A 12602-nucleotide genomic window follows, 5' to 3' on the forward strand; every position below is an offset into this window, starting at 1 on the left:
GTTGAAAAGCGCTCACTATGTAATGGTTGAGCGCTTTTTTTAGTGCGCCATATTTGGCCTACTAAAAAAGCAACACTTTATTACTATTGTCTTAGCTTTTGTCTTGCTTAATACAGCAAACGGTATAGCTGGTTAGCTGACAACTTCAGCGTTTTCAATCCTTGCATGCACAGGTTTTTTACTGTGCTTTTGGACCTTTTGGTCATGTGTCGAATCATCCTTTCTTTTGAGTTTAAAGAACACCCAAAGGCTCACTATGGATAATACGATCCAAAGCATATCGATAAAGAAGGATTGGAATAGTTGCTCGTTTACGCTAAGCCAGAACCAATTCCCACTAACTATACCATTGACTAGGGGTACTATGAACCCAATGGCACTACCTAATAACAAACAGTATTTATTAGTGAAGTAATTGTCTTTTCTCCAGATAAAAAACAAACTTAGCAAGAGCCAACTTATGAAATAGAAATCGTTCACAAAAGATTTATCTACCTCTCCTTGTATTTTAACAGCAATAAAGCTCAATGCAGTGATAGGATATAGAGTAAGGCAAACTGACACATAAATATTTACCAAGGCACGATTGAATCGTCGTTTACGTTCTGCAACACTTTTCTTCTCCCTAGCCACCAGCCAGATGAGTACTCCGGAGAGTATAACAAAACAAGAAATCAGACCCAATACAAAACTGATGATTCTAAGGCCATATCCAGCATAATCACCATAGTGAATACGATACAAGAAATTTTTAACTCCATCCAAATAGGTGTTTTCCTTATAGGGATCCTTTTCGGCTAGAATTGCACCACTGCCAGCGTCAAAGCTGAGTATAGCGGTTCCTGTGTATTTATCATTTTTAGGGAGCTCGCCCTCTACGGTAACCCTCATACTGCGATCTCCGTAATTGTAGATGTGTAGGTGTGTAAGGTTTATATTTTGCCATTTATCCCTAGCCTGCTGAGCAAACCCTTCAATGGATGGAATCTGGTCAAGTTTTTCATAAGCGAGCGGCGGAGGGGTTTCGCTCATCTCTAATTCGTTATATAATTTTTGTTGACTTCCCTCAAATAAAAACATAATGTTAGGGGCAGCCATCAATACGTTTAGCATAAAAAAAGCTCCCGTTACCGCATAAACAAATTGGAATGGCAAACCGATAACACCTAAGGCCGTATGAGCATCGGTCCAGATGGTTTTGAGTTTTGCTCTTGGGCGAAAGGTGTAGAAGTTACTGACAATTTTATTCCAATGGACTAGTATTCCCGTGATAATGGCGAAAAGAAAAAAGAAGGAAACCAGCCCGGAGGTATAATAGCCGTACGGGTAGGGGATTTGAGCAAAGAAATGTAAGCGATACAGAAATTCACCCAAGGTGTATGATTCTAAATAGCTGTAAGTATCAAAGGTATCCGTGTCCAAGTAGAAAAAGCTTCCAAGCTTTGCTTGTTCAGAGGCTAGGCTGTCCTTAGAGGCAGTCATATTGATATCTACCCTACGTTCATTGTAATGACGTCCAATTTCAATATCACGGCCATAGAGGATGTAATTTTTACTTAGGGAGTCCATTATAGGGTCTAAATTGCTCTTAATTCCTTGATCGCCGGGTTGGGTGTATTCTTCCTTTTGCCAGTTCGCGATCTCATCTCTAAAAAAGGAAAAGGATCCTGTGAAGAAAATTACAAAAAGCCCTGCACTGATAATGATACCACTGATGGTATGTAGATGAAATAGAATGTTATAGGATCTGTTATTCATTAGGATGGGATGATAGGGTGATATAATTTACCAAAATACAATGCGGCATAGAATACAGCTGTAAGCAATAGGTACAAGCCCCATAATTTCCAGGGGTTTTTGGCTAAAAACGCCAAGATCATTAGGACTGCCCAAAGTATAAAACCATTGTAAGTCATGGTGATGATAACATTGACATGATTTAGCCATACGGCTAGGGCTAAATGAAAGCTCACGCTTACCATATAGCCTCCGATAAAGCCGGCAGTGATCTTCGCAATGCGTTCCCAAGGGGATGTTGTCAGGTATTTTTTGTTGGCAGGCATATACTACAATATAAAATTTTCAGCAATAACAATCCCAACAAAAACAAGTGCGATTGTTTTGTAATCCAGTATTTTAAGTGGACAGATCAGAATAACGAGACTTGCAATAGTGGTTAGGATAACAAACCAATACAGTATCCCGGCAGCCAATCCTTTTGAAACAACAGTCAAAAGAAGCCCCCCTAGAAGTAGCGCAATTCCAGATGGTTTTAGCAAAGCTTGGTTCCTTAACCACACCTCAAAGCGTCCTTGAGGTAACTCAACACGTGAGGAGGTGTTATATAAGGCATAAAAGCCTGCAAAGGTCAATAAGAGAATTAGTGTTGTCATTGGTGTTTATAATCAGTTAATCTGAGTGGTATTTAAAGTGGCAACAGCACCGAGAGTTAATTTCGGCGCTGTACCACACTCCCCCCAAGCTAATTTCAATAATTAAGCTGGTATACAATATGTTACACAATGCCATACAAATTCATAATCTTCTCCTTTGTAGGTGCCTGGAACTTCTTCCTGGTGTGTTGCTTCAAGGATATACTTGGTGTCCCAAGGCAATCCAAAGCTGATATAGCCATCTTGATCGGTCTCTAATGTTTTTGACCATAGGTCTTTGACATAGAGTTTCACTTCACTTTTTGCAAGTGGCTTACCTTTAAATAGCAGTTGTAATTTAACCTCATCGTCCCCTGTAGCAATACGCTTAACGGTGATACCGTTCTTGTTTTGTGCTGTGGTATCATTTAGCCCTTCACCTACGTTAACATTAGCAACAGCGTGGTAATGTGTTTTAAAAATCCCAAAGTCATATTGGGTATAATCAATAACATCAATTTGGTCATTGTTCAACAATAGGGTGTATGTCCCATTTTCTTTAGGTGTAAAAACGGCTTTGTAATGATCTTTTTGCGCTGTGGTTTTAAGGGCAATTTTTTTGCCGGAAGGACTTACGGCCCAAAGTGTAAAATTATTCACTCCCTGAAAAGCTTCACCTGCAACTTCTTCAATTACACCATAGGTGTATTCACCCATATGTACTTTTACAATTTGTTCTTCACCGATTTTTCCGGTAACGGCGGTTTCAATCCATAGATAATGGGCAAAACTGTTCGCAGTAGTTAACAATAGTACCGCTAATGCAATTAATTTTTTCATGGTTCTTGTATTTGAATTGTTAGTTGTTAAAATCTATAAGTTAATGTCAATCTTCCGTTAATTCCGGGTTCACTCTGCCAGTATAAATAGTCAGCGTAAGCAGCACCTGAGTAGAGGTGCTTGTCCAAAATGTTATTGACATTTAAGTTCACTCTAAAGTGATCATTGGACCAAGATAACCCACCATCCATGCGGAAGTAGTTTGGCAATACCGCCTCATTGTCTGCGCCCCAGGCCCAAGTAGAACGATCGACTTGGTATTGGTAACCCAAAGAGACTGCAAAGCCCTCTAGTGCAGTTCCCGGAAGGAAGCCATAGTTCACCCAACCGTTGGTCAGGTGCTTGGCATGCCCGGCAACACTATCACCAATATTTTCTTCTTTGGTGTCTTTGGTAATTTCTACGTCTGTGTTGGCATAGTTAAAGACCACATTAATAGCAGGTGTGAGCTGTCCTTGCATATCAAATTCGATACCCTTGGATTGCACCTCACCTGTTTGGGTAAGAAATCGGTCATTCCCGTTTTCATCGACATTCTCACGATCACTTACCAAATAATTGTTCTTGGTGATCTGATAGAAAGTAAGACTGGTGTTGAGTTTTCCTCCAAACCATTGTTTTTTAAGCCCTCCTTCCATATCAACAGACTCCAATGGATCAAACTTCTCTTTGGTATAGCTTTGGCCGTACTGCGGTGTAAATGCCTGATCATATAAAGCATAGAAGGTGAAATCGGGTAAGATGTTAAAGCTTAGCCCTGCTCTAGGGGTGATTTTCTCATCCTGACTTTGATCACCATAAGCGAATATCTTGGCACCGTTATACCGTGCGGCAAGAGTCAAACGCAATCTATCATTCCACATCCAAACTTCATCTTGAAGGTAAAAGGAGCGATAAATAGTTCCTTGATAATTTGCTGCTCCTCGGACTTTAACCGATACACTTCTGTCAAAAACAGGATAGACTGCCTCACCGTACACGGGATTGTATATATTGAATGGTTGGTTAATATCTATTGGCCCTCCACCGGCTTGACTCCAATCCGCCCAGTATTCCAGGTGGCGATAATCAAAGCCTCCCATGATTTTGTGTTTAATGCCTCCTGTGTTGACTTCTCCATTGATGTAAAGTTGCCCAAGCTCGTTGGTGCTAACCGCATCTGAAACACTGATTCCACGGTAGAACTCTCCGTTTCCAACCACTGATGCCGGCCATGCTGAGGCGCCTGTGGAGGTGTAGTCCATAAACATATACTGTCCTATTACGGACCACTTATCATTAAACTTATGGGTGGCATTCACTAAAATACTTACCTCCTCTATTTTAGATTGTGGAAAATCTTTATCTAGAAATGTAAAATTGCGATCCAGACTTCCAAAGCCATCTTCTACTGGGGCAAAAATGTAAGCTGCTCCGGTAATTTGGTTGGATTGTTGGTAAGTGAATTCAGTGATGACCTTGGTCTTATCTGTAATGTCGTAGCTCAGGGAAGGCGCAATGACAAAGCGATCACTTTCATCGTAATCACGATGGGTTTGTGCATCTTCATACATGGATATCAAACGGTATTGCAGTCTGTTATCTTCGGTTAGCGCACCTCCAGAATCAAAACTCACCCTGTAGCTTCCAAAACTATCAGCAGTAAAGGAGATTTCATTGATGGATTGGTTGGTTGGTTTTTTGGTAACGACATTGTAAAATCCACCAGGCTCACCTGCGGATTGCATAAAACCTGCAGGGCCCTTGACAAATTCAATGTTTTGCACCATGGACATATCTTCCGCAAGAGGTCCCCATGGAAGTTCAATATTTAAACCGTTTCTAAAGGCCGGAAGTTTAAATCCTCGCATATTGATACGCGCAAAAGTACCCCAGTGTTCAATCATTTGGGCACCGCTGACATTTCTGGTCACATTCTCCATCATGTTCACAAGATTCTGGCTTTTGATTAGATTGTTACTGATGATTTGAATGTTCTGTGGTAGTTCCAAAACCTCTGTGGTCAGACGCAGGGAGGTCGAAGGTTGTTTCACCAGAAAATCAGCATGCCCGTTTCCATTGACAACTACTTCGTCTAAGGATTCAGTGGATTGTTGCATTTTAATACGTCCGAGGTTAAGGTTTTGGTTGGTTTTAACCTGGATATTTTTACTAAGGGTTTGGTATCCGATACTGCTCATCTGTAAGGTATAATTTCCAGGAGCTACGTTGTCCAGACGAAACTTTCCATTGTCGTCAGCCTGGGTTCCTTTAGCAATTTCTACCAGCTGTACTGTGACCATGGGCACTCCTTTGCCATTGTCACCGATGATATGCCCTGAGATACCAGCTTGTTGTGCAAAGGTATTGAAGCCTATGAGACAGAGTATTATTGATAATGTATTTTTCATTATGAATCAGGTTGTGTTCTTGTTTTAATTTGTTGGTTTAAAATTTATAAGTGAAGTTTGCTGAGAACATCCTTGAGCGTTGAGGGTTGATTGTAGACCAACCGGAATAATAATCTTCGTCAGTGATATTGTCCAGCTTTAGGGTGATCCCAAAATCCTCCGTTTCATAGAATACTGAAGCGTTAATTATAGTATAGTCATCAAGGGTAAAAGTTCCTAAATTATTTCTGTCGAATATGTTGTTTTCCCCGGCATAGTTACCTCCAAATCCAAGGCCAAAGCCTTTGAGACCTCCTTGTTGGAAACGGTAGCTTGCCCAGAGATTAGCAAGGTTTTCAGGCCCGGCGCCCTCTGGTCTTCTGCCTTCAAATGTGGCAGCACCACGTTGTAGTTTACTGTCGTTATAACTATAACCAGCTATGATGTTTAGGCCTACAATGGGGTTGGCGACCATGCTAGCCTCGACCCCTCTACTGACTTGTTCTCCACCTTGAGAATAGGTGTTTGGCCCGGTGCTGAGAACGATGTTGGAAACCTGAATGTCATAATAACTTAAGGTGGCAGCTAACTTGTTGGAGAATAGGTTTACTTTGGTTCCAAACTCAAATTGATTGGCTTGTTCAGGATCAAAACTAATACTGCTTACATTTCCGTTGTCTTCAACGGTTCGAGGGGCTACATTTGAAAAACCATTCATATAGTTTGCAAAGACGGATACCTTGTCAAGTATAGGTTGATATACCAACCCAAATTTTGGTGAAAGTGCGGTTTGGTCATGAGCGTCATTTGAAAAATGATCAATTCGAAGACTTGCCATAGCAGAGAGTTCAGGCATAAAATAGATCACATCCGATACATAGGCGCTGTAAACCTTTTGTTCTGATTCGCTCAATTGTGTTCCTGGGTTGGTCAAAAGAGCAATACCTGCGTCTGCTCCAGCCTGAGACAATACTCCGGTATCATCAGTTCCCGGTGTTTGATTCATCGGAGCGCCGGAGGCTTCATGCAAGCTAGATGCTACTGCAGAAAACTCATCGATATTGCTCCCGATATATACGAATCCATGACTGCCATAACCTGTTCCGCTATTGATTGCTTTTTGGTGGTAATAATCAAGACCGGCAACCATTTTGTTTTTAAAGTTTCCAAGATTGAATTCTCCAATAAAGTTTTGTTGAATATCAGTACCTAAGGTTTCTGAATTTTGATTGCTTGTATAACGAGCAAATACACTTCCCTGTGTGATGGGTGAACTTTCATTCACTGTGGCGGTAATGTCAGTTAAATAGGAGTAATATCCATCAGACTTTGCATTTGATCTTGAGACCACTGTTTGTGAGGTCCAATTATCACTAAGGATATAACGCATTTCACCTTGGAGGCTGTATGTTGGTGTATCCACATAGAGATCGTTGCTGGTAAAAGAACGTTTATTGTCATACCCTAGTTCGTCCATATTGTGTGCGTGAAGTACTGCACCCCGATTTAAAAAGAGCATGGTTTGATTTGTACTTCGCCCATTGTAAAATTCAGTATTGACAAAGAAGGACAAGCGGTCATTGACCTCGAAAGCTAGGGAGGGAGCTATGTAAAATGATTTGGCAAAGCCGGCATCTTGAAAGCTGTTCTCTTTATGATAAGCCGCATTTACCCTTAAGGCAATATTCTTCTGATCGCTAAGTAAAGTATTTACATCTGCGGTTACTCGGTTTAATCCATAGCTGCCGGCAGTATAAGCAATGCTTCCACCAAAATCTTCGAAGTAAGGACGTTTGGTGTTGATGTTAATCAGACCTCCATAAGAGATTAAACTGCTACCATACAAGGTACCTGATGGGCCTTTAATAACTTCAACGCCTTCAATGTTGGCTGGATCAGGTGTCCCATTGGTTAAACTCGGCAGACCATTGACCATTGTGGGTTGAACTGCAAAACCTCTTAAGGAATAATAGCCTCCGCCATCGCCACCTCTTCCGGTTGATTCCCATAATTTATAGATCCCCGGAGCGTTTTTTAAAGCAGATTCAAAATTTGTAATTACCTGTTCTTCCAGTAATTTGGCTGGAATGGTATTGTAAACCTGAGGGTTCTCAATATCTTTTAAGGGCAGCTTTGAAACCACGGCGCTTTCAGGGCGGTAAAATTTATTTTTTTGTTCAGCCTCTAGAACCACCGCATTTAAAACTTCGCTATTTTCAATAAGAATAATTGTTCCTAGATCGACGTTTTGATTTTCCGATATCGAAGTACGTATGGTTTTAGATCGAAATCCTACATAAGAAACTACCAGAGCGTAGTTAGCAGAGGTAAGGGATGTTAATTCAAAAATGCCTTCGTGGTTTGTGTTGACACCCTGATGTGTACCTTTTAAGATTACATTTGCATTGGAAATGGGGGTTCCTTGATCCGAAATTACCTTTCCGGAAATAGTTCCATGCTGTGCAAGACTACTCATTGTAAATGCTATAATGAATAAAGAACTAAGAATATTTTTCATTTGAAATAATGTTATTTATATTTGGTCTAAATTAATTTGACGCAAAATTAAACAAGCATCAATAGGATTAGTGACGCGATATGGATAAAAAAAGACGCGATTTTATAAATTGTGAAATTATCAACCTTTCAAAGCTTAAGGAGAACTTCCTTAATTCCATCGCTAATCCATGTGATTCAAGGAGTAATTCTGAATTTTTCTCGGAGTATATCATAAAAAAACAATTCGGAAAAGGCCGTATTTCTTTATTTAACTACCAGGGTTTAGAGCTTCAATTCAGCCAATTCGAGTTACTTAGAGATCTGGTGTGTTATATTGAGCAAGAGCAGCAGTTCTTGGAACTTTCATTTATGATAGAGGGGGAGAAGATTATCTCCATGCGAGGTAGCGCTGATATTATTCATGAAAGTCAAGAAGCCTATACGGTACAGAATACACAGTTTAAGGGCTATGTTCGTATTTCCGGATCTCGGCCCTTTAGGGAATTCAGAATACGATTATCAAAATCGTATTTGCAATCAAGGGGCTGCTATCCGCTTCCGATTTTTAAATCATTCAATCATAGCGGTGTTATTCATACCATATCCAACGAAATTTTGGAGGTGTTGATGTCCTTTGAACTTTCTAGCCTTTCAAAACTCTCCGGAAGACTTTATGCAGAAGCTAAGATTATGGAACTTTTGGCCCTGGAAGTTGGGATTTATGAAAAAGGGAAGGTGGTTGTCAAGGGAAACAGCCAAGATAAACTACTTAAAAAATTGTACAATGTGCGTCAACTCATGTTAAGCAATTTGGATCGAAATCTTTCCATACGTGAAATTTCTCGAGAAATGGCCATAAATGAATACCTCTTAAAAAAGGAATTTAAACGGGTGTTTGGGTATTCGATCAACGAATTCTACGCCAAGGAGAAAATGAGTAAAGCCAAAGAGCTGCTGAAGTCTACTCAGTTGCCCATCTACGAAATCGCCGGGGAGATTGGCTATAAGAATGCTACTCACTTTAGCGCGGCATTTAAACGATTCTACGGAGATACTCCTAAGAACTTCAGGAGCGCGGTCTAAAGAATCAAAAACAAAAATGCCACACATTTTCTGCACGGCATCCAGTTATTTTATGATATTTCATAGTGACTTCGCCATTACAAGGTATGCGGACACTATAGTTTAATTTCATCAAAAGTATTTACAGTTTTTCGAAGTGCGCTAAGTTGAGTAAGAAGTTGTTCTGCCATATCCAAATGCAACATATTAGCGCCATCACTCTTCGCGTTGGCAGGGTCAAAATGCGTTTCCATGAAAATACCGTCTACACCTGCTGCGATACCAGCTTTGGCAATAGTGCCTATCAATTCTGGTCGCCCTCCGGTTACACCGCTGCTTTGATTTGGCTGTTGTAATGAATGGGTAACATCTAAAACCACAGGAGCATATTGTTTCATTGTTGGAACACCTCTAAAATCTACGATCATATCCTGATAGCCATACATACTTCCACGATCCGTAATGATGACTTGTTCATTGTTGGCGTCCAGAATTTTTTGAACGGCATGTTTCATACTTTCCGGGCTCATAAACTGTCCCTTTTTAAGATTCACTGTTTTTCCGGTCTCCGCTGCAGCAACCAATAAATCAGACTGACGAACCAAAAACGCAGGGATTTGTAGAATGTCTACATACTCTGCTGCCATGGCAGCATCACTTTCTTTATGAATGTCGGTGATGGTTGGAAGTCCAAATTGTTCGGACACTTTACGCAAGATCTTTAAGGCTTTTTCATCTCCAATACCTGTAAAGGAATCGATACGGCTTCTATTGGCTTTTTTGAAACTCCCTTTAAATACATAAGGAATTCCAAGTTTGTCCGTAATCCCGGCCATTTTCTCTGCAATTCTCATCGCCATGTCTTCACCTTCAATAGCGCAAGGACCCGCTAATAAAAAGAAGTTATTTTTATCGGTGTGTTTTATCTGTGGTATTTTATTTAAATCCATTTTCAAGGTTATTTTGTCCTACAAAGATACGAAGTTTCTCAAAGTGTAACTTCGTTAAAATAAGTCAACCTTATTTAGTTTAACTTCCAAATAGCTTCTTTCAAATGCTTTGGCTATTTTTGCGGCTTAATTTGATATTATGAGCTTAGAAGATAATCTTAGACAACGTAGCGGGAATAGTTGTGAATTGAGTAACGCGACTGAGGATTTAAAAGTATACCTGGTTAATTACACCGGAGAGACTAACGACCAACGTAGTATTTTTATTAGCGAAAAGTGCATTGCACAAATCGAAAAAACACAGGAGGCTGATAGTGCTTTTTGGGAGCCTATCCTACCGATTTCAATGTGGAGTGAAATTCCGGCGATCAAAGTGATTTCTTGGAGAATGCTTCAACGCTTTAGAAATGAGAGCTGGGCAGTGGATGCGCTGGAAATGATTTATCTGGATGATCAAGAATTGGAATGGGCTAAAGAATCTGGAGATCACCTTAGTGAGGCAGGAGCTGAACTTCACAAAGACAGCAACGGAAACATTCTTCAAAACGGAGATACGGTGACCTTAATTAAAGATTTAGACGTCAAAGGCTCTTCTTTAAATGCTAAGATTGGAACTGCAGTTCGAAACATTCGCTTGGTTCACGATAATCCTGAACAAATCGAAGGAAAAGTAGAAGGACAGATGATTGTTATTTTGACAAAATTTGTCAAAAGACAGTAGTACAATTTCAAAAACGTATAGACGCGGTCTTTTCTAAGGAACCGGATCATAACCTGATCCACCCCACGGCCCACAACTGGATATCCTTTTGATGGCCAGCCATCCTCCTTTGAAGAGACCATGTTTTTTTAGTGCCTCAACAGTATATTGGGAACAAGTCGGAGAATACCTGCAAGTTGCAGGGGTCAATGGGGATATGACCCCTTGGTATATCCTGACTAAAAAAATAAAAGGTGCTATAATGATCTTTCTGATCATGACTTTAATTGTTTAGTACAATACAATTTCGATCTACTGGAAATTGAAAGTCGTTCCTTCCTTAGCGTCTTTTAACTCTACGCCTAAAGCAGCCAATTCATCTCTAATTTTATCGGAAGTAGCAAAATCCCTGTTTGCTCTTGCCTCAGCACGCAATTGAATCAATAATTCTATGGTTCCATTGAGTCTTTCAGTTGAGCTGTCTTGAGTAATGCTTTCATCTTGTAATCCTAAAACATCAAAGATAAACCCTTGCATGGTTTGCTGTAGCAGGTTTAAATCTGCCTCAGTAATGCTGGCTTTTTGATCCTTGATAAGGTTGATCTGCTTTACTGCTTCAAACAGGTGTGCAATTAAAATTGGACTATTGAAGTCGTCATTCATAGCCTCGTAACACTGCTTTTTCCACTGTATTATATCGAAACTAGTACTCTTCGATATCTCGAGTTGGGATAGCGAATTGTATGCTTCAAGTAATCTGTTGAATCCTTTTTCTGAGGCTAGTAATGCGTCATTACTGAAATCTAAAATGCTTCTATAATGCGCCTGCAACATGAAAAACCGCGTTACTGACGGGGTAAATGATTTACTTAAGGTATCGTTATTGCCTGAGAATATTTCATGAGGCAGTATGTTGTTACCGGTTGATTTTGCCATTTTTTTGCCATTCAAGGTCAATAAATTGGCGTGCATCCAATAGTTTACCGGGCTTTTACCTGTAGCTGCTTCTGCTTGGGCTATCTCACACTCGTGATGTGGGAATTTAAGATCCATTCCACCTCCATGGATATCAAATTGCTCCCCGAGATATTTGGTGCTCATGGCTGTACATTCCAAATGCCATCCCGGGAAACCATCACTCCATGGGGAAGGCCAACGCATAATGTGCTGTGGTTCTGCTTTTTTCCAAAGGGCAAAATCCTGTGGGTTTTTCTTTTCAGATTGACCGGCAGTCTCTCTGGTATTGTGAATAAGATCCTCAATGTTTCGTTTACTCAACTTACCGTAATGGTTGGTCTGGTTATATTTTAAAACATCAAAATAAACGGACCCATTCACAAGGTAAGCAAAACCTCTATCGATGATTTCTTTGATAATTTCAATCTGTTCAATAATATGTCCTGTTGCCGTAGGTTCTATGCTAGGCGGCAGGTTATTGAAACGCATTAAGGTGTTGTGAAAATCCACGGTATAACGTTGAACCACTTCCATTGGTTCAATTTGTTCTAATCTCGCTTTTTTGGCAATACGATCTTCACCGACGTCAGCGTCATTTTCTAAATGCCCTGCATCAGTAATATTACGAACATAACGCACCTTATAACCCAGGTGTCTAAAGTAACGGAAAACCAAATCAAAGGAGATGAACGTTCTACAATTTCCTAAATGGACATTGCTGTATACAGTAGGACCACAGACATACATACCGATATAGCCTTCTGTTATAGGTTTAAATACTTCTTTTTCTCCAGAAATTGAATTGTAGAGTTTCAGCTCGTTCTCTTGATATGCCTGCATGCTATTTTTGGAT

11 protein-coding genes are annotated in these 12602 nt (G+C 40.2%); 2 read left to right on the top strand and 9 right to left on the bottom strand.

Annotation, left to right across the window (positions count from 1 at the left end; translation table 11 throughout):
* Nucleotides 1-132: 132 nt before the first annotated feature.
* The 6 genes from ACN0TV_RS01015 to ACN0TV_RS01040 all read right to left on the bottom strand — a co-directional run bounded on the left by ACN0TV_RS01015 (nucleotide 133) and on the right by ACN0TV_RS01040 (nucleotide 8099).
* Nucleotides 133-1758 (bottom strand): PepSY-associated TM helix domain-containing protein, encoded by a 1626-nt coding sequence (locus ACN0TV_RS01015; RefSeq protein ID WP_417359228.1) that lies wholly within the window; start codon nucleotides 1756-1758, stop codon nucleotides 133-135.
* Nucleotides 1758-2063 carry a hypothetical protein gene (locus ACN0TV_RS01020; protein WP_417359230.1) on the bottom strand — a complete coding sequence of 102 codons (306 nt, stop codon included), beginning with the start codon at nucleotides 2061-2063 and terminating at the stop codon, nucleotides 1758-1760. Before ACN0TV_RS01020 ends, ACN0TV_RS01015 begins: the two co-directional genes overlap by 1 nt.
* 3 nt (nucleotides 2064-2066) lie before the next feature.
* The gene (locus ACN0TV_RS01025) at nucleotides 2067-2393 is read right to left on the bottom strand and encodes a hypothetical protein (RefSeq protein WP_417359232.1); all 327 of its coding nucleotides are present in this window, start codon (nucleotides 2391-2393) and stop codon (nucleotides 2067-2069) included.
* Nucleotides 2394-2495: 102 nt separating this feature from the next.
* Entirely contained in the window at nucleotides 2496-3212 is a 717-nt protein-coding gene (locus ACN0TV_RS01030) for a DUF4198 domain-containing protein (RefSeq protein ID WP_417359234.1), read from the bottom strand.
* Between the two features lie 26 nt (nucleotides 3213-3238).
* Nucleotides 3239-5602: a TonB-dependent receptor domain-containing protein gene (locus tag ACN0TV_RS01035; RefSeq protein WP_417359235.1), complete on the bottom strand. Its 2364-nt coding sequence runs from the start codon at nucleotides 5600-5602 to the stop codon at nucleotides 3239-3241.
* Between the two features lie 37 nt (nucleotides 5603-5639).
* Entirely contained in the window at nucleotides 5640-8099 is a 2460-nt protein-coding gene (locus ACN0TV_RS01040; protein ID WP_417359237.1) for a TonB-dependent siderophore receptor, read from the bottom strand.
* A gap of 80 nt (nucleotides 8100-8179) precedes the next feature.
* Here ACN0TV_RS01040 and ACN0TV_RS01045 point away from each other — a divergent pair, with 80 nt between their 5' ends.
* A complete protein-coding gene (locus ACN0TV_RS01045; RefSeq protein WP_417359239.1) occupies nucleotides 8180-9163 on the top strand; it encodes a helix-turn-helix domain-containing protein in 984 nt (327 codons plus the stop codon).
* 95 nt (nucleotides 9164-9258) lie between these two features.
* On the opposite strand, the gene kdsA is transcribed toward ACN0TV_RS01045, so the two are convergent.
* The gene (kdsA, locus tag ACN0TV_RS01050) at nucleotides 9259-10092 is read right to left on the bottom strand and encodes a 3-deoxy-8-phosphooctulonate synthase (protein WP_417359241.1); all 834 of its coding nucleotides are present in this window, start codon (nucleotides 10090-10092) and stop codon (nucleotides 9259-9261) included.
* Nucleotides 10093-10231: 139 nt separating this feature from the next.
* Here kdsA and ACN0TV_RS01055 point away from each other — a divergent pair, with 139 nt between their 5' ends.
* On the top strand, nucleotides 10232-10813 hold the full coding sequence (locus ACN0TV_RS01055; protein WP_417359243.1) for a PhnA domain-containing protein: 582 nt from the start codon (nucleotides 10232-10234) through the stop codon (nucleotides 10811-10813).
* A 33-nt stretch (nucleotides 10814-10846) separates the two neighbouring features.
* Here the strand turns inward: ACN0TV_RS01055 and yidD are convergent, their stop codons facing one another.
* Nucleotides 10847-11071 (bottom strand): membrane protein insertion efficiency factor YidD, encoded by a 225-nt coding sequence (gene yidD, locus ACN0TV_RS01060; RefSeq protein ID WP_417359245.1) that lies wholly within the window; start codon nucleotides 11069-11071, stop codon nucleotides 10847-10849.
* Nucleotides 11072-11104: 33 nt separating this feature from the next.
* Nucleotides 11105-12589: a cysteine--tRNA ligase gene (gene cysS, locus ACN0TV_RS01065; RefSeq protein ID WP_417359247.1), complete on the bottom strand. Its 1485-nt coding sequence runs from the start codon at nucleotides 12587-12589 to the stop codon at nucleotides 11105-11107.
* Between the last annotated feature and the right edge of the window lie 13 nt (nucleotides 12590-12602).

The organism is Galbibacter sp. (assembly GCF_048266365.1).
Classification (GTDB): Bacteria; Bacteroidota; Bacteroidia; order Flavobacteriales; family Flavobacteriaceae; genus Galbibacter.

What these genes read in the sequence shown, in the direction of transcription:
- ACN0TV_RS01055 (WP_417359243.1), top strand. Translation starts at nt 10,232, where the DNA reads ATGAGCTTAGAAGATAATCTTAGACAACGTAGCGGGAATAGTTGTGAA.
- cysS (WP_417359247.1), bottom strand. Translation starts at nt 12,589, where the DNA reads ATGCAGGCATATCAAGAGAACGAGCTGAAACTCTACAATTCAATTTCT.
- kdsA (WP_417359241.1), bottom strand. Translation starts at nt 10,092, where the DNA reads ATGGATTTAAATAAAATACCACAGATAAAACACACCGATAAAAATAAC.
- yidD (WP_417359245.1), bottom strand. Translation starts at nt 11,071, where the DNA reads ATGATCAGAAAGATCATTATAGCACCTTTTATTTTTTTAGTCAGGATA.
- ACN0TV_RS01035 (WP_417359235.1), bottom strand. Translation starts at nt 5,602, where the DNA reads ATGAAAAATACATTATCAATAATACTCTGTCTCATAGGCTTCAATACC.
- ACN0TV_RS01040 (WP_417359237.1), bottom strand. Translation starts at nt 8,099, where the DNA reads ATGAAAAATATTCTTAGTTCTTTATTCATTATAGCATTTACAATGAGT.
- ACN0TV_RS01020 (WP_417359230.1), bottom strand. Translation starts at nt 2,063, where the DNA reads ATGCCTGCCAACAAAAAATACCTGACAACATCCCCTTGGGAACGCATT.
- ACN0TV_RS01045 (WP_417359239.1), top strand. Translation starts at nt 8,180, where the DNA reads ATGGATAAAAAAAGACGCGATTTTATAAATTGTGAAATTATCAACCTT.
- ACN0TV_RS01030 (WP_417359234.1), bottom strand. Translation starts at nt 3,212, where the DNA reads ATGAAAAAATTAATTGCATTAGCGGTACTATTGTTAACTACTGCGAAC.
- ACN0TV_RS01015 (WP_417359228.1), bottom strand. Translation starts at nt 1,758, where the DNA reads ATGAATAACAGATCCTATAACATTCTATTTCATCTACATACCATCAGT.
- ACN0TV_RS01025 (WP_417359232.1), bottom strand. Translation starts at nt 2,393, where the DNA reads ATGACAACACTAATTCTCTTATTGACCTTTGCAGGCTTTTATGCCTTA.